Source organism: Rhodohalobacter halophilus, from assembly GCF_001715195.1.
Classification (GTDB): Bacteria; Bacteroidota; Rhodothermia; order Balneolales; family Balneolaceae; genus Rhodohalobacter; species Rhodohalobacter halophilus.
Map to the genome: position 1 here is coordinate 34,081 of NZ_MDWE01000036.1, position 18,428 is coordinate 52,508.

General features: G+C 46.0%; 14 protein-coding genes. 3 read left to right on the top strand and 11 right to left on the bottom strand.

Going from position 1 to position 18,428, the window contains the following annotated elements:
- Nucleotides 1–35: 35 nt before the first annotated feature.
- Nucleotides 36–533, bottom strand: a complete 498-nt coding sequence (locus BG260_RS10175; RefSeq protein ID WP_069132318.1) for an HNH endonuclease — start codon at nt 531–533, stop codon at nt 36–38.
- Nucleotides 534–618: 85 nt separating this feature from the next.
- Entirely contained in the window at nt 619–1,758 is a 1,140-nt protein-coding gene (locus BG260_RS10180) for a hypothetical protein (RefSeq protein ID WP_069132320.1), read from the bottom strand.
- Between the two features lie 187 nt (nt 1,759–1,945).
- Between BG260_RS10180 and BG260_RS10185 the strand changes: the two genes are divergently transcribed.
- On the top strand, nt 1,946–3,253 hold the full coding sequence (locus BG260_RS10185) for a Glu/Leu/Phe/Val family dehydrogenase (RefSeq protein WP_069132322.1): 1,308 nt from the start codon (nt 1,946–1,948) through the stop codon (nt 3,251–3,253).
- 14 nt (nt 3,254–3,267) lie between these two features.
- Nucleotides 3,268–3,678, top strand: coding sequence for an ATP-binding protein (locus BG260_RS10190; protein WP_069132324.1), 411 nt, complete (start codon nt 3,268–3,270; stop codon nt 3,676–3,678).
- Nucleotides 3,679–3,687: 9 nt separating this feature from the next.
- Here the strand turns inward: BG260_RS10190 and BG260_RS10195 are convergent, their stop codons facing one another.
- The 8 genes from BG260_RS10195 to BG260_RS10230 form a co-directional block, all read right to left on the bottom strand.
- Entirely contained in the window at nt 3,688–5,019 is a 1,332-nt protein-coding gene (locus BG260_RS10195; RefSeq protein ID WP_069132326.1) for a TolC family protein, read from the bottom strand.
- Complete coding sequence (locus BG260_RS10200) at nt 5,019–8,120, bottom strand: efflux RND transporter permease subunit (RefSeq protein ID WP_069132328.1); 3,102 nt, start codon at nt 8,118–8,120, stop codon at nt 5,019–5,021. Before BG260_RS10200 ends, BG260_RS10195 begins: the two co-directional genes overlap by 1 nt.
- Entirely contained in the window at nt 8,117–9,211 is a 1,095-nt protein-coding gene (locus BG260_RS10205; protein WP_069132330.1) for an efflux RND transporter periplasmic adaptor subunit, read from the bottom strand. Before BG260_RS10205 ends, BG260_RS10200 begins: the two co-directional genes overlap by 4 nt.
- A 223-nt stretch (nt 9,212–9,434) precedes the next feature.
- Nucleotides 9,435–9,761, bottom strand: a complete 327-nt coding sequence (gene trxA / locus BG260_RS10210) for a thioredoxin (protein WP_069132332.1) — start codon at nt 9,759–9,761, stop codon at nt 9,435–9,437.
- A gap of 104 nt (nt 9,762–9,865) precedes the next feature.
- Nucleotides 9,866–14,083: a DNA polymerase III subunit alpha gene (dnaE, locus tag BG260_RS10215; protein WP_069132334.1), complete on the bottom strand. Its 4,218-nt coding sequence runs from the start codon at nt 14,081–14,083 to the stop codon at nt 9,866–9,868.
- 102 nt (nt 14,084–14,185) lie between these two features.
- Nucleotides 14,186–15,019: an alpha/beta hydrolase gene (locus tag BG260_RS10220; protein WP_176719477.1), complete on the bottom strand. Its 834-nt coding sequence runs from the start codon at nt 15,017–15,019 to the stop codon at nt 14,186–14,188.
- A complete protein-coding gene (thpR, locus tag BG260_RS10225; RefSeq protein ID WP_069132336.1) occupies nt 14,997–15,539 on the bottom strand; it encodes an RNA 2',3'-cyclic phosphodiesterase in 543 nt (180 codons plus the stop codon). Before thpR ends, BG260_RS10220 begins: the two co-directional genes overlap by 23 nt.
- A 9-nt stretch (nt 15,540–15,548) precedes the next feature.
- A complete protein-coding gene (locus BG260_RS10230) occupies nt 15,549–15,833 on the bottom strand; it encodes an acylphosphatase (RefSeq protein ID WP_069132338.1) in 285 nt (94 codons plus the stop codon).
- A gap of 168 nt (nt 15,834–16,001) precedes the next feature.
- Between BG260_RS10230 and BG260_RS10235 the strand changes: the two genes are divergently transcribed.
- Nucleotides 16,002–16,934 carry a hydrogen peroxide-inducible genes activator gene (locus tag BG260_RS10235; RefSeq protein ID WP_069132339.1) on the top strand — a complete coding sequence of 311 codons (933 nt, stop codon included), beginning with the start codon at nt 16,002–16,004 and terminating at the stop codon, nt 16,932–16,934.
- A 3-nt stretch (nt 16,935–16,937) separates the two neighbouring features.
- On the opposite strand, the gene BG260_RS10240 is transcribed toward BG260_RS10235, so the two are convergent.
- Nucleotides 16,938–18,404: a potassium/proton antiporter gene (locus BG260_RS10240; RefSeq protein ID WP_069132340.1), complete on the bottom strand. Its 1,467-nt coding sequence runs from the start codon at nt 18,402–18,404 to the stop codon at nt 16,938–16,940.
- Nucleotides 18,405–18,428: the final 24 nt, after the last annotated feature.

An 18,428-nucleotide genomic window follows, 5' to 3' on the forward strand; every position in this document is an offset into this window, starting at 1 on the left:
TTCTTATTCAGGCAAACGACATTTACTTAACTTCTCTACATATAGAGATAAGGCTTCCAGTGCTCCTGAACTCCACCCATCAAATTCTGAAAAAATGTAATGTGAATGGGGCGATACGGAGTGGTCTTCAGAGGCATTTTTGCCTCATCGGGTGTTCGGTCTCCCTTTTTCACGTTGCATTTGTTACAGGCCGTAACCAAGTTTTCCCAGGTATCTTTCCCCCCACGGCTCTTGGGCATTACATGATCTAATGTCAGATCCGATTTCACTCCGCAATATTGACAACTGTGCCGATCCCTCTTCATAATATTTTTTCGCGTGAGGACAATTCTGGAATAGGGAATTCTGATGTAGTAGCGAAGCCGGATTACCGAAGGGTATGAAAACTCTTGATCCACAGTTCTTATGACCTTTTCCGGATCTTCATGAAGCATCTCTGCTTTATCAAGGAAAAGCAGTTTAACAGATCGCTGTACAGAGCAGACGCTTAGTGGCTGATAATCCTGGTTTAGAACAAGTACGTTGGAGTTCATCGGTCCGATGCTTTACATGTCTGTAAACAATTCTTTTAAGAGGCTTTTAAACGCCTATTTAGTATGAATTATTTTGATGTAAAATTCAACCGAAAATGAAGTTTACCAGTTCATCCCAAATCATAGGGTTAATGGCAATCGCCAGAACAATGGAAATTACAAGACCGATCATTGCATATCCCGCATCCTTGAAGATCAACTTCATGGCAACCGACATAGTTTTTCCCTTACCTTTTGCATCGGTCAAACTCATGGCAATTTCACGACCTGCAAGTAACCCGATAAACACCCAGGTAGTACTCATCGGAATTGTGCTAATCCCTTTGAAATACCACAAAATCACCGCATAAACTCCATCAATTACCGTAGCGGATCGCACATCCGTTACATCTGATTTTTCTGTGACAATCTGCTGAATTTTATCACCCCTAAGGTAGAATAGAACGCCCAACCCAAGAAAGATGAATCCTGTAAAAATGAAGAACGCATTGACGGATAGAGATCTCGGCAGGTAAACAGCGATATTAGCGGCATCCTGCATCAACCAGACTGCCCATAAGCATCCGCTAATAACCCACTGCACAGGCCGCCATGCCGGATGCGGTTTCCCTTTAAACCACTTAATTAACTGCCGGTTTAAAGAGAACCAGATAATGATTGCCACAATAAATGCTACAAAATAGCCGGACAAACTCTTTTCCAGTACTTGAATAATTCCTTCGGGCTCGGTGGCAAATGCGCTGAGCAAAAGAAAAGTAGTAGAGACCGGCATTTTGAGCCTTGTGATAATCAACAAAAAGAGTGGTGCGGCAACCTGCAAAAACACAAAACTATCGGGTGCCCGGTCAAACCCCTTTGAAGTCAGGCGCTGGTAGGTCACATCACCGTCGTAGGTAAACCAGCTATAGCTCACCGTAACTACAAAAATACCCCCGATAAACAGCCAAAGCACCCACCACTTCTTATCGGCATTGGAAGCTAGAAATGTACCGATCGTCTGGATACTGTCGTTGGCAATGGCCGAGTATGCCGCGAAGAAAAACCCAACCCACATGGCAATGTGAGGAGTTTCGTAGGTTGCGCCGGCAATAAAAAAGAAGATCCCAATCAGAATCAGAAAGCGACGCTCACTCTTAATCAGATCCATGAGCCCGGTGGGAATAAGGCTCTCGAGGTAGCTGATTACTACCTTATTTTTCGTCTTTTTTCTCTTTTTCTTACCCATTTAATGTACTAGCAGACAATTCCGTTTTAATTTATAAACATAACAAGCTCATATTAAGGGAATATTACCGATACGGAATGACCGAAAAAAAGAGTTTCTCCTTGTTCAAAAAGCTTTATTTTGAGTACGAGTAGTTCAATAAAATGCTCATGAAATTTAAATAAAGCTCTACCATAGCAACAGAAATATGTCATCAAAAAAAGAAAGCGGCTCATCTAATTACTATAAAGAGCCAGGCCCAAAATTAAGTGCAGAATCTCCTTTTGAATCGATGATGGAGCGGTTCCGGTTTGCCGCAGATATCTTAAAACTCGATGAGGGAATGTTCCAATATCTCGCCAGCCCGGTTAAACAGGTTATCGTTTCCATACCGGTTGTTATGGACGACGGACGAATTGAAGTATTTGAAGGTTACCGCGTGATTCACGACAACGTGCTCGGTCCGTCAAAAGGAGGCATTCGTTTTGCACCGGATGTAAACCTTGAAGAGGTAAAAGCGTTGGCATCCTGGATGACCTGGAAGTGTGCCGTCGTAAATGTACCGTTTGGTGGCGCCAAAGGAGGTGTTCGCTGCAATCCCAAGGAGCTCTCCAAAACCGAACTTGAACGACTGACCCGCCGATACACCGCTTCACTACTCGAAGTTTTTGGACCGGATAAAGATATCCCCGCCCCCGATATGAACACCAATGAACAGGTGATGGCGTGGATCATGGATACCTTCAGCATGAACTCTCAGCGAACAGAGACTGCTGTTGTTACGGGCAAACCCATTATTCTGGGTGGATCTCAGGGACGGAAAGAGGCGACCGGCCGTGGAGTTGTAACTGTTACACTCGCAGCATTAAACAAAATGGGGCTCATGCCTAATAAGTCTACTGTTGTGGTTCAGGGTTTTGGGAATGTAGGGTCCGTTTCTGCACAACTGATGTATGAACAGGGCGCAAAAATTATTGCAGTCAGTGATATCTCTGGCGGATATTACAACGACGGCGGGCTCAATATCCCGGAGATGTTCGAGTACTCACAAAAGAATGGAAATACACTTGAAGGATATCCCGATGCTGAACAGATCAGCAATCAACATATTTTGGAGTTGGAGTGTGACGTTTTGATTCCGGCGGCCAAAGAAGATCAGATCAGCCGTGAAAACGCGCATAAGGTCCAAGCTAAAATTATTGCAGAAGGTGCAAACGGACCCGTAACCGCAAATGCCGACTCCATTTTAGAGGAGAAGGGTATCATGGTCATCCCCGATATCCTCGCAAATGCAGGAGGTGTAACAGTCTCCTATTTTGAATGGGTACAAGATCGTCAGGGTTATTTCTGGACAGAAGAACGTGTAAATCGCCGGTTGAACCGCATGATGCGAAATGCGTTTGATAATCTCTATGGAGTAAGTGAAGAGCACAAAATCACACTTCGTCAGGCTGCCTACGTCTATGCAATTAATCGAGTGGCTACAACGCTGAAACTGCGTGGAATTTACGCTTAACCCACCCAATTCGAATGACTGATTACAATTACCGCTTCACGCTGAAATCAACTCACGATGAGGCGGTAAAAATTCCCGACATTGTTGATGGTATTCAACTGGAGTCGTCACTTAGCGAGGATGAGACGTCTAACTTTAAACTTCTATTAAGTGAAGCCGTTGACAATGCTATTCAGCATGGGAATGAATATGACCCCGAGAAGAGTGTTGAGGTTGAGATAATCATAACCGGGCATGAAATTAAAGCGAGTATCTCGAACGAAGGTAAAGGATTTGACCCATCTGCAGCGGCACCGACAGATCCGACCGCAGAAGAGAATCTTCTGAACACAAGCGGACGTGGAATATTTCTACTTCAGGAGCTGGCTGACTCCCTTGAATTTATAAACCAGGGAAAAACCCTTCAATTCACTTTAAACCGGTAAAGCGCAACATCAATCCGTTGCTGCAAAAAGCTGTTCAATCTCCCCGGTCAGCTCCAGGAGTTGGGTTTCTGCAATTTTTGCTTCATACATCGCATTGATAAGCCGGTTTTCAGCGGCGATAAACGTCCGCTGCGCCTCTCTAAACTCCAGTGAACTGATGGAACCGAGCCGAAATCTCTCCAACGCAATATCCAGAGTCTCTTCAGCATTTGCCAGGTTCTCCTCTTCCAGATCCACCAGCTCAATGTTGTTTTGATAGGTGCGGTAGATCATTCGAAAATCAGATTGAAGCCGCAGCCTCTGACCTTCAAGGTTCAATTCAGCATTTTTTGATCTGATCTGCGCATTCTGCATACGCCTGTTCAGGTTAAAACCATTGAAAATATTGACTCTTGCCGTCAACCCTACCGAAAAACCGGTTGTCTCATTAAACTGAAAGAAGCCGCCGTCATTTTCGCTTCGGTTAAAACTGTAGCCGGATGTAAGAGACAGCTCCGGCAAGCGTTCGCCCCGAATTTCACGCTCTTCAAGTGAAGAAACTTCCTGCTCAAATCTTGCTATGGCAAGTTGTGCATTATCACTCATCAGACGGTTATAGAGCGCATCTTCCGAAAGCTGACGATTTACCTGAATATCTTGAACTACCGAAAAATCTGTATCGGGATCACGACCCAGCAGCTCATTGAGTAAAATCTTTGCCTCATTCAACCGGTTCGACTCACGGATATATGCCGCCCGGTCTGCATTCACATCTGATCGTGCCTGAAGGAGTTCATACTCCGAGCCTGACCCAAGGTCCACTTTTGTCTCTTCAATTTCTATCCGCTCCATTGACACCTCAATATTGTTCTCCAGAACGTTCATCTGCTCAGCAATCCGGATAATATTGTAGTAGGATGATGCGATCTGACTTACCAATCGCTCCGTATCCAACCGCAATTGTTTGTCGCTAATATCCTTCAACCGGTTCAGTTTCCGATACCGGTTCACAGAGGTAAGCCCATCAAACAGGGTCCAGTTCAAATTGATGGCCGCATTGGTGTTGGTGCTGCGAGCACCCTCATTTGTGCTTCCGGTGCCGTCGGCCGATCTGAACTCACTGTCTTCAATACTTTCCGTACGGCTTGCGGAGAGATTGACGGAGGGCAACAGTCCTGCATTTCCAAGGGTAGAGTTATTATCTGCCTCTTCTTGAAGATTACGGCTGATTTGCAGCCCAAAATTATTTTCCAGCCCAATTTGGATTGCGTTTTCCAGCGTTATGGTCTGCTGAGAAAAAGCACTCCGGGGCTGAAAGATAAATAGGATAAGTAGTGAGAGAGTAAGTCCTTTAAAAATCATCAAACGCTTGCAGTTTCTAATTTTTCAGCTTCTTTTGCACGTTCCTGAATCTCCTGCTTCTGGCTTTTTTCGGAAGAGAAGTAGGAGTAGATAGCCGGAATGATGTAGAGAGTTAAAAAGCTACCGATTAACAACCCGCCAATAACCGCAATACCCATGGATGAACGGCTCTCTGAACCGGCTCCAATTGCCAGTGCAATCGGCAGAATTCCCAAAATTGTTGAGATGGACGTCATCAGGATTGGACGGAATCGAACAGCGGCTGCGTCCATAATTGCGTCCATCACATTCATCCCCTGCTCCTGGCGTTGGTTGGCAAACTCAACAATCAGAATACCATTCTTTGCAATCAGCCCGATCAGCATAATGGCCCCAATCTGGCTAAAAATATTCAGTGTCTGATCAAAGTACCAAAGCGAAACCAGTGTTCCGAAAATTGCAAGAGGAACGGTAAAAAGGATGATGAACGGATCGCGAAAACTTTCAAACTGAGCCGCCAGCACCAGGTATATCAACACCAGGGCGAGTGCAAATATGAATAGAAGACTCGCGGCACTTTCGGCAAAATCCCGTGACGGTCCGGCCAGATCGGTAATTACAGATTCAGGCAGAACTCTATCGGCAATATCATTCATCGCATCAATACCGTCCCCAATAGTGTAGCCGGGTGCGAGCTGTGCGGAGATGGTTGCAGATTTAAATCGGTTGAAGCGATAAAGTTGTGGAGGACTGCTTCGTTCGGTAACGGTTACAAGGTTGTCAAGCTGCAGTAACGCACCATCCTGACTTCGCACATAGATCGTCTTCAGGTCGATCGGTTCATTTCTGTATTGGCGATCCATCTGACCAATTACCCAGTATTGCTTGCCATCCATAATGAAAAATCCAAACCGGCTGCCTGAAAGTGATAGCTGTAGTGTTTCGGCAATATCCCGAACAGATACGCCCAGCGCACGGGCCCTGTCACGCTCAATCTCAACCTGAAGTTCCGGCCGATTAAATTTCAGATCTACTTCGGCAAATACAAAAGCCGGGTTTTGATTCGCTTCCTGCAAAAACTCGGGAATCACATCTTCAAGCTGTCCCAGCGTTTGAGCCTGCAGAACAAACTGAACCGGGAGTCCGCCGCGACGGTTACCGATTGATTGAGGCTGAGAAACAAATGTTTGAGCTCCTGTAAGGTTCGACATCAACCCTGTGAGTTGATCGGCAATCTCCTGTTGAGAGCGATCCCGATCTCCGGCATCTCCCAGATTTATAAAACTAAACGCTGAGTTTATGGAACCTGATGCTCCAAAACCGGGTGAGGTTACCGTATTCATCGCCACAACTTCGGGCACGTTCTGCTGAACAGTTCGGATCATGTCATCAACATAGGCGTCCATGTATTCAAATGAGGCACCCTCGGGAGCTGTGGCAAACAGTCTGATCTGTCCGCGATCTTCACTCGGAGCAAGTTCTTCGGGGATATTGGAATACAGAACACCGATCAACACACCGGCAGCAGCCAGAATTACAAACGCCAGCCATCTTCGTTTCATAAACGACTCAAGAGAACTCCTGTATACACTGTTTATTTTTTTGAAATAGGGCTCCGTGAGCTGGTAAAATCGATTTTTTTCGGCACCGTTTTTCAGGATTTTGGTTGCCAGCATCGGTGTGAGTGTCAGTGCCACGAACGATGAAATGATTACCGCACCGGCAATCACCACTCCAAATTCACGGAACAGGCGTCCCGTGGTTCCGCCCAGAAAGAGGATCGGCATAAAAACCGACACCAAAGCGAGGGACGTAGCCACAACGGCAAAGAAGATCTCTTTGGAGCCCAGAATTCCGGCCTCTATTGTTGGCAAGCCCTTCTCCATTTTAGCGTAGATATTTTCCAGCACCACAATTGCATCATCCACGACCAAACCAATGGCCAATACGATGGCCAGCATGGTAAGCACGTTTATTGAAAAACCGGCCACATACATGATGAAGAAGGCGCCAATTAACGCGATGGGTATTACAATGATTGGGATAAAGGTGGTTCGAAAATCTCTTAGAAAGATGAAAATCACCAGGATTACCAACCCAAGCGCAAGAAATACGGTCTGCTGCACCTCGCTGATTGATTGCTGGATATATTCGGTGGTATCGAACCCTACCGCAATATCGATATCCTCGGGCAGATCCCGCTCAATTCTTTCGACACGAACAAAGAACTCCTCTGCAATACTAAGCTGGTTGGAGCCGGGCTGGGGAATAGCCACCACTCCAACCATTGGAATTCCGTTTCTTTTCAATACCGTTCGTTCATTCTGAGCACCCAGTTCAGCTCGCCCGATATCCCGGAAACGGATCTTTCTCCCATCCTCTTCACGGATGATCAGGTTATTAAACTCTTCGGGTGTCGTTAGACGTCCCATGGTACGGACAGTAAGCTCTGTGGTATTTCCTTCGATTCTTCCTGAGGGAAGCTCAACATTTTCTCGATTCAATGCCTGCTGAACATCAAGGGGTGTTACACTGTACGCCGCGAGTTTCAGGGGGTCCATCCAAAGACGCATCGCGTACTGACGCGATCCCCATATTCGAATCTCACTGACTCCGGGAATCGTCTGAAGCTGCTCTTTAAAAATATTTTCGGCGATGGATGTTAACTCAAGAAGGTTTCTTCGATCACTGTTCACATTCAAAAATACAATCGGAGAAGCATCGGCGTCAGCTTTTCGAACCGTAGGCGGTTCTGCATCGGGCGGTAGATTACGCTGTGCACTGGAAACCCGATCCCGCACATCGTTCGCGGCAGCCTCCATGTCTATCTCAAGATCAAACTCTACGGTAATGGTACTCTGTCCCTGCCTGCTGGTTGATGTGAGCGTTCGGATACCGGCAATACCATTTACCGACTCTTCGAGCGGCTCTGTAATTTGCGACTCAATGACATCTGCATTAGCCCCAACATAACTGGTGGAAACCGTAACGATCGGCGGATCAACAGAGGGGTACTCTCTCACACCGAGATTAAAGAACGAGATCACGCCGAAAAGTACAATCACAATCGACATGACCGAGGCCAGAACCGGCCGGCGAATACTTAGTGACGATAGACTCATAACTCCGCACTTGAATTAAGTTGAACCACATTTACTTCCGTGCCGGGGTTTACCTGAAGCAATCCGGTTGTCAGCACCGTATCTCCTTCAGCAACGCCATTTATAATTTGAACTTTTTCGCTGGTTCTCATACCGGTCTGAACCCGCTCCTGTTCAACCACTCCATTACGGACAACAAACACTTTCTGTGAATTCAATTCGGGAATTACAGCGATGGTCGGCACCATCAAAGCGTTATCAATTTGTTCGAGAATCAGAACAATGTTTGCAAATGCACCGGGATAGAGCAGATTGTCATCGTTCTCACTAATAGCTCTGATTTGAAGTGTTCTGGTTTGCTGGTCAATTCGAGGCTCAATTGCATACACTTCACCTACAAAAGTGGAATCAATACCCTGCACGTTAAAATTAATTTTATCCCCGATATCCACCCGGGAGAGATATCGTTCAGGTACTGAAAAATCGATCTTTACCCGATTAATCTCCTGAAGTGAGGCAATCCGCGTATTCGGGCTGATGTAACTCCCTTCGCTCACATACTTCAAGCCGATACGACCGCTGAACGGAGCATTAATTTCTGTTTTATCAATTTGGGCATCAATCAGGTTCAGTTCAGCACGCAGTACATTCACCTCGTTCAGTGTGGCATCATAATCGTCCTGCGAAATTCCGCCGCGCTCCAATAACCTTCTCTGTCGCTCCTCGCGCTGTTCGGCAAGGTTTAATCGAAAGGTAGCTCGCTGCTTTTGCGCCTGAAGCTCACTGTCATTAATTTTCACAAGCAGTTCACCTCTTTCAACCTCCCGACCTTCCTCAAAAGAGATAGCCGTAATGATCCCGGACGCCTCAGCACTCAGATCCACAACTTCATTGGCCCGAATTGTACCACTGGTAAAAATTCTGTCCTCAATCGATTCCGGCTGCATAACCACAGCCTCAACCTGAAGAACATTTTGCCCTCCCGAGCCGGGCCCTCCCTGTGCCATTGCATCATTCGTTTGAAAAAGAGGCTTCACTTTAGGGTAAGCAAGTAAACCGATGACCACGGCCAAAACCGAAAAAATAATAATACGTTTAGAAACTTTACTCATATCTGTTTTAGAGAGTTGTATAGGTCTTTTGAGTAACGAACAAATTTACAGTATAGTTCTGTCGATTTCGCCCCGTTATTGTAAAATCTTGTAGGTGTTAATGACAACCATTTTTCCGGCGAACCCGGAATTTTGCCTGTTTACTGTTTTATCAGGTCCGAGAAAACAAAAAAGGCGACCCGAATTAAATCAGGCCGCCTCTTCCCTCTGTCAAACAAAGTGTTTATGCCAGTTGGGCATCCAGGTGTTTTTTGATCTGATTCTTCGGAACGGCTCCGATAATTTGATCAACCACTTCGCCATCTTTAAAAATCAACAGCGTTGGGATACTTCGAATACCATACTTCACGGAAACTTCTGAGTTATGATCAACATTTACTTTGCCGATCTTAACTTTTCCTTCGTATTCACCTGCAAGCTCTTCAACAACAGGCCCGACCATTCTGCACGGCCCGCACCATTCTGCCCAAAAATCAACTAATACAGGTTCAGATGCACCTTCTACTTCATCTGAAAAATTGTCGTCTGTGAATTCAATTGGTTTACTCATATCGATTTTTTCTTTTTTTGTTTATTAATCTAAGATCTGAATAATTGTTTAAACTAACACATATCAAATCGTTATTGGTACTATCATCAAAACTTATCGCTTTATCAGGATCCGTTCTTCCGGATCAGCTGAACCGACTTCTTGTCGAGTATCGATCTCAAGCCGTTTAAAAGCTCATTATTCGGTTCAATCACAAATTTTCTGATATTCATTTTCAGCGGTTTCTTTGCCTTCTCACTCCTCACCATCAACTTAATAGGTGTCTCACCTTTGTGAATACTGAACAGTGTTGCCATTTCGGTGAGATCATCTTCAGAAATTTCGGCTGTCTTCAGGTCAATATTGAGCTGAAGCTGAGCCTGAAACTTTTCACGGAGATTTTCAACCCGCTCCATCGATGAAGCCATAATTTTAGGCGGCTCATCTCTTTTAGAGAGATTTCCCTCCAACATTAACACGGTATCCGGGGCAATCAATCCCTGAGGCCGGTCGTACACCTCACTGAAAATCAGTACCTCAGCACTTCCTTCAAGATCTTCAATCTGTGCAAACGCCATCGGGCGGCCTTTCTTGTCGCTGATTCTTTTTACAGACGTAATAATTCCAATCACTCTTACTTTTTCGCGATCTCCCAATTTTGAGAGCTCTTCAACATTGAGTGAGTGGGATGCAAAAAGTTTCACATCCTCCTTAAACTTATCCAGCGGGTGGCCGCTCAGATAAAACCCGATCAGCTCCCGCTCCTTATTGAGTCGTTCAATATTTGTCCATGGCGGGCACTCCCTCAAATTCGGCTCTCCGCCCATACCTCCGCTGCCGGATGACTCACCGAACAAACTCACCTGATTCAGCCGCTCCTCTTCTTGTTTACGAGAGGCGTAGCTTAACACATCTTCGATACTGGCCAGCAGCTGCGCCCTGTTTTGATGAAGAGAGTCGAAAGCCCCGGCCTGTGCCAGACTCTCCATGGTTTTTTTATTGCAGACCCGAGTATCTATACGCGAAGAAAAATCAAAGACGGAACTGAACTTCCCTTTCTTTTCACGCTCTTTCACCAGCTCCTCAATTGCATTGGAACCAACCCCTTTTATGGCCAGCAGCCCGTACTGAACTCTGCCATCCCGCGCCACAAATTTTCCTTCTGCAGTATTCACGTTCGGCGGATCAACCGGAATTCCTATTCGCTGACACTCCTCTATAAAGAAGCTCACCTTTTTGATGTCGTTCATATTATGGCTCAACACCGCGGCCATATACTCAGCGGTGTAGTTTGCCTTGAAATACATGGTGTGATAGGCCACTACTGAGTAGGCCGCCGAGTGCGATTTATTGAACCCGTATCCGGCAAACATCGCCATCTTGTCGAAAACCTCTTTCGCGGTCTTCTTGTCATATCCTTTCTCAACGGCCTGTTTTACAAACTTCTCTTCCTCAGGCGGAAGCAGTTCCGGCTTCTTTTTACCCATGATCCGGCGGAGTACGTCCGCTTCACCGAGTGAATAGCCGCCCATTCGCTGCGCCACCATCATGATCTGCTCCTGGTAGATCATAATTCCATAGGTTGGCTCAAGGATATCGATCAGGTCCTCGTGGTCATATTCAACCTCTTCTTCACCATGCTTCCGCTTAATGTAGTCGGGAATAAACTGCATCGGGCCGGGACGGTACAACGCATTCATGGCAATCAGGTCATCAATCTTGGTTGGTTTTAGCTGCTTCAGGTATTTGCGCATTCCGTCCGACTCAAACTGAAAAATCCCGACGGTTGCACCTTTTTTGAACATTTCAAAAGTGTTCTCATCATTCAGAGGGATATCGTCCAGATGGTACTCTTTCCCGTGATTCTCTTTTACATACCCAATTGCCGTCTTCAGGATGGAAAGGGTCTTCAAACCAAGAAAGTCCATCTTCAGCATTCCGGCATCTTCAATCACCTTGCCGTCGAACTGCGTCACATACAGATCAGCATCTTTCGCTGTCCCGATCGGGATGTAGTTGGTCAGCTTATCCGGTGCAATAATCACACCCGCGGCGTGAATTCCGGTATTCCGAACCGATCCTTCCAGCGTTTCAGCCATCTGAAGTGTCCGGCCTTCCAAAGAATCGGATTCCTTCAAATCCCGGAGTTCCTTCACCTCTTTGAAGGCGTCCTCCAAGGAAATCCCGATCGTTTCAGGAACAAGTTTTGCAAGCCGATCAGCATCAGATAGCGGAAGGTCGAGCACCCGGGCAACATCACGAACAGAGGATCGAGCAGCCATCGTGCCAAATGTGATGATATGCGCAACCTGATCAATTCCATACTTATTCACTACATAGTCAATAACGCGCTGGCGGCCGTCATCATCAAAATCGATATCGATATCGGGCATCGACACACGTTCCGGATTGAGGAAACGCTCAAAAAGCAGATCGTACTTGAGCGGGTCGATATTGGTAATCCCCGTGCAGTAAGCTACCACAGAACCGGCGGCAGAACCACGTCCGGGCCCAACATAAACGCCCATCTCTTTCGCTTCGATGATAAAATCCTGCACAATCAGGAAGTACCCGGCAAAACCCATCGTTTTGATGATGTTAAGCTCGTGATCAATCCGTTCCATCACCTCATCATCCAGCTCGCCGTAATGCTTTTTGGCACCTTCAACGGTAAGGTGGCGCAGATAATCATCTTCCGTTTCAAACCCTTCCGGGAGCTTAAAGTTGGGAAGAATCACATCCCGCTCGAGTTTGATCTCCTCAATTTTATCCACCACTTCCTGCGTGTTGGAGATCGCCTCCGGCACATCCGCAAAAAGAGCCTTCATCTCCTCCTGCGTCTTGAAATAGAACTCATCATTCGGGAATCCGAAACGTTTCTCCCGACCTTTCCCTATCGGTGTGGAGATCGACTCGTTATTGTCGATACAGAGAAGAGCGTCATGGGCTTTTGCGTCCTCCTTCTCCATGTAAAATGTATTGTTCGAGGCGATCACCTTAATGCCGTACTTCTCGGCAAACTTCAGCAGCACACTGTTCACGCGCTCCTCTTCCTCGAGTCCGTGGCGCATCAGCTCGATATAGAGATCCTCGCCAAACAGGTTGTACCACCACTTGAGTGCTTCTTCCGCAACCTCTTCGCCGCGATTCAAAATCAGGTCGGGCACCTCACCCAGCAGGCCGCCGGTTGTGGCAATCAATCCCTCGCGATATTTCTCCACCAGCTCCCTGTCAATTCGCGGAAACTTGTAGTAGTAACCTTCGATGAAACCAAGCGAGCACATTTCCGCCAGGTTTCGGTACCCCTGCATATTTTTGGCCAGAAATATCTGCTGGTACCGCTTGTCTTTATGATCACGGGTAAATTTCTTTTGATGGCGATCTTCCACAAAATAGGCTTCCAGGCCAATAATCGGCTTAACTCCTGCCGCATACGCCGCTTTGGTGAAATGAAATGTGCCGTACATATTTCCCAGGTCGGTGAGTGCAACAGCCGGCATGCCGTCTTCCTTCGCTTTATTCACCAGATCCTTGACACCCGATGCGGCCTGAAGTACAGAAAACTTGGAGTGATTATGGAGATGAGTGAAAGGTGAATCAACTTTAGTTCCCGCTGCTTCTTTGGGCAGGTCGATGGTTGATCCTGTATCATCTTCTTCACCGGTAACCCCTCTGCTGCGGAGTTCCTCCACCTTAGGCATGTAGTGAGACTCATCGATTTTCTGCGCCGGATTTTCCGGGGTTTTGGCCGGGTCCTGTGGATGATTCGGCCTGATCACCTCGATTCGAACAAGCTCCAGGAATGCTCGGGCCGTTGCATCCACATCGGCAGCGGCGTTGTGTGCCTCTTCAAATCCTACTTCAAACAGTTTATCGTGCAGTTCGGCGAGTGTCGGCCACTTATAACGTCCGCGACCACCGGGAATGGCACAGTATTCAGTAGCCTCATCCTTTGTGTCGATCGGCACCCGTTTGGTAAGTGGATTTTCCCGCTCCATCCGGAGATACTCCGACCCCATGATGTTGAGATCGAACTCCAGGTTGTGCCCAATTACAAAGGTACACTTCTCCAGATCCCGGCTGAAGATATCCATCACCTCATTGAGCGGAATTCCTTCCTCGTGGGCTCGCTCAGTAGAGATGCCGTGAACTTTTTCGGAATTAAACGGAATGGTAAAACCATCCGGTTTTACAATGTAGTCTCCCGATGAGATCAATTTTCCGGTTACATCGTGTACCTGCCAGGCAAGCTGAACACATCGCGGCCAGTTGTCAAAATCGGTCAGTGGGGCTGAGTAGTTCTGGGGGAGGCCGGTTGTTTCGGTATCAAAAATCAGATACATAAATGGAAATCTCTGTCAGTCGGGTTATTGCAAAATTCTTATTGCAGAATATACTAACCGAACTGCGAAGTGTGAATTAGAAACCCAAATTTATCTTCACTTTTAAAGCCGATTTATAAAGTCGCTCCAATTCCGTTTAATTGTGCGGTATGATGTTAAAAAAACCCCGTTATGTCCACCTCTCAGCTCTACAAACTGCTTTGGATGATTGGCTGCTTCATAGAGTTTACTTCCATGGCTGAAGGGTACAATCTCATCTTCGCGGCTGTGAAGAATCATTACTGGAATTCCATCAATCTCTCGTATGTAATCAATCGCAGAAAACTTATATCGAACCATCATTGCCGGAACAATCGGGTAGTAATGTTTCGCCATACTCGGCACATCCATGAATGCTGAGTCCAAAACCAATCCTCCTACGGGAAACTTTTTCGCAGCAAAAGCAGCCACCGCACCGCCCATGGATCGGCCATAAAGAATGATATCCTCAGGTTTAGTCTGCTTTTCATCGATCAGATACTCAACAACTGCAGAGATATCCCGGTAAAATCCTTTTTCACTTGGACTCCCTTCACTTTTCCCGTATCCCCGGTAGTCGTATAGCAGTACGGAAACTCCCAGATCCATAAACATCTCTGCAATTTCAATTCTCCCGCTGATATTTCCCGCATTTCCATGGGACAGAACCACCACCCTCTCCGACTCATTACTCAAAAAATACCAGCCGTGAATCTTAACTCCGTCAGAAGTTCCAACCCAAACATCCTCGTATTGAATCCCCAATGAGCCAGGGGTTCGAATCAAATTACGATCGGGTAAAAAGAGTATCTGCCCCTGAAACAGGTAGAGTACAGCCAGCAGTAAAACGTAGACAATAACACCCCCTAAAATAATTTTCCCGACCAGATTCATCCTATCCTCCGCTTTTAGCGTCATATTGTTGAACATTGTGATGGGTGGCACCCTGATGATCTCTCTCACTCCTCACCAAATAAAATTGATCTACTTCGAATGATTCCCCAACCGGAAGGCTACTCAAACGGCCCAATACCTTCTGCTTCGTAATGCCCTGCTGTTTTATTCGAGCAAGGGTGATGTGCGGATTGAAAGCGTGCTCAGACTTCCTTCCGATAACACCGGTTACCGTATCATCAACTGAGTTTTGTAAACAAATCAACGATTCAGACTTTTCAACTCCCATCCATATCACTTTTGGAAACTTATTTTGCGGGAAAAATCTGACCTCACTGAGAGCAAGATAAAATGGAGAAAACTCTACATGGCTGAGATCGTCTCTTAATTTTATGAGCTCTTCATTATCCATTTTCCCTATAAATCGAAGGGTCAGATGTATCTGGTTCGATTTCACTTTTTTCCACCCCTGGGCATCAGGCAAAATAGCCCCAAGTTTTTGCTGAAGCCGTTTCGGGAGAGATACGCAAACAAAGTAGTTCATTGAATTCACTCACCTGATAACCTGAAACGTATCCTTCACATCCTGAGGGTTCTCCTCTTTGTGAACTAATTTCAACGTGTCTACCTTGGCGGTAAGCGGGCCATCTCGAAGAAGGCCTGCCATTTCCAACACCTTCTTCTCCTCCCCCTGAAGGAGCGTCTCCACATCACCTTCAGGAAGGTTCCGAACCCAGCCTGTGACTCCCATTTGCCGGGCGTTTGTTTTCGTAAAGTGCCTGAACCCCACTCCCTGCACTCTGCCGCTAATGAGAAATTTCATTTCTATGAATTTCATATCTTCTGATGTTTAAATTATCCGAAAATTTTGCGAAAACGACATCTCAACCTGTTCCGTTTTCAATGTTCAGCTCTAAGGTTAATTGGTTTTCATCACCATTTCCTTGATCTTATAACAAATTTCATCCATCAGGATATCCTTTGACCTCTGTAAGATTCTAATTCCATGACGCTAACACAACTATCATACATTATTGCGGTTGACAAGTACAGACATTTTGCAACAGCTGCAGAAAAAAGTTATGTCACCCAGCCTACACTCAGCATGCAGATCCACAAGCTGGAAGATGAGCTCGGCGTCACGATATTTGACCGGTCAAAATCTCCCGTTGTACCAACAGAAATCGGTGAAAAGATTATCTCTCAGGCAAAAACCATTCTGAAGGAGTCGAAACAGCTTTCAGATATTGCAAATTTCAAGGAGAATGAGCTACGCGGAACGTTTAAAGTTGGAATTATCCCCACAGTGGCTCCCTACCTGGTCCCACTGTTTATTCGTTCATTTATCAAAAAATACCCCAATATAGACCTTGTATTTGAAGAGCTTCTAACCGGAGAAGTATTGGAGAAACTTGGCAATGATCAGATTGATGCTGGCATTATTGCTACTCCTGCAGAGCAGAGCTACATATACACCGAAGATCTCTATGTTGAGCCGTTTGTCGGGTACCTGTCTCAAAGTCACCCGCTCACCAAAAAGAAACAGCTGGTTATAGACGATCTTGATCAATCCAACATCTGGCTGCTGAGTGAGGGGCACTGCTTCCGGGATCAAACTGTTCAGCTCTGTAAAGAAATCCAGGATCATAAAGATCCCGATATTGAATTTAAGAGCGGGAACCTGGAGACCTTAAAGCGGTTGGTTGAGCAAAACTTTGGAATGACACTGCTCCCGTGGACAGCGGTGAATCAATTGGAAAATCAGTGTTCAAATGCCGTCATCAAAGAGTTCAAGAGCCCGGTTCCTTCCCGAAAAGTGCGGCTGATCTATGGCAGAAAACACCTCAAGAAAACAATTATTGAGGCCTTTAAAGAGTCGATCTGCAGCTCAATTCCATCCGAATTGAAACAGAGCGAAGAGAGGGTATTGGTAGAATAGTATTTACTCTTTTGGTTTGATTTGTTTTAAGATCTTCTTTGCATTATCCAGCTCTGTTTTACTCGCCAACAGCAGGAGTTTATCCTCAGGCTGAATAACGGTGGTTCCTTTCGGCACGATGAACTTCCCTTCCCGGTTGATGAGTACGATCAGCACATTATCGGGTAAGTGGAGGTCTACAATTTTCTGCCCGACGATTTTAAAATCCTCTTCGACCACAATCTCCTTCAGCGCACTTTTGGTATCTACATCGGGTTCGAACTGAATTGGGTAGCGCGTCTGTTTAAAAAACAGAGAGTTGACGTGAAGCCATTTTGCCACAACCGGAATTGTCGTTCCCTGAATAAGCACGGATGTGATTACAACAAAGAAAACAATACTAAACACAACATCAGCATTGTTGAGGCCGGCAACAAGCGGAAATGTAGCCAGAATAATAGGCACTGCGCCTCTCAGGCCGATCCAGGAAACCATCAATTTTGCCCTGCGATTGTACTTAGTAAACAGAAGCGATATAAAAACACTGAGTGGGCGGGCAACTAAAATCAATGCCAGTGCAATAAGTATACTCACTCCGGCAACCGGAATTAACTGACTTGGGAATACCAGAAGTCCCAGCATCAAAAACATGACGATCTGCATCAGCCATCCGATGCCATCAAAGAAGTTGGTTAAACTTCGTTGATGTACAAACCCGGAACTCGACATGACAACCCCTACGATGTAAACCGCCAAAAATCCGCTGCCGTTAACCATATCCGTAATTGCATACACAAATGAGATCAAGCCGATCATCAGTACCGGGTAGAGCCCTTCATAAACCAGATCGATTTTATTGACAATCCATGTAAAAATCTTTCCAAATAGAAACCCGGACAACAACCCAAAACTCATCTGAGTGATAAAAAGAAGGAAAAAATCGAACCAATCTGACTGCTCAGAACCCATAACAGATATCAAACCGATGGTTAGAAAAATAGCCATCGGATCGTTGGTTCCCGACTCCAGCTCTATCAGCTCTTTCAGCCGATATTTAAACGCCATTCCGTTTGATTTAAGTACTGAAAAGACAGCTGCTGCATCTGTAGATGAGATTATGGCTCCAAGTAAAACTCCTTCGATCCAGGAGAAGTTGAGCAGCCAAACGGAAAACAAACCCACAACCACTGCGCTAATTAACACACCAAATGTTGCCATGGATAAAGCCGGGTATAAAACCGGACGAATCTTTTTCCAGTTTGTATCCAGCCCCCCGGAAAAAAGGATATAGGCGAGTGCTACAATACCCAGCGACTGTGCCAGTTGGTAATCATCAAAGAAGATCCAGTTTAGCCCGTCGGAACCAATGGCCATCCCAATTCCAAGAAAAAGGAGAAGCGACGGTATTCCATAGCGAATGGAGAGTTTGCTGGCGAGCACACTCACAACCAGAAGAACTGCACCAACCAATAGATAGATATCTGTGACCATCAATCAATTTGAGTATTAAAAATT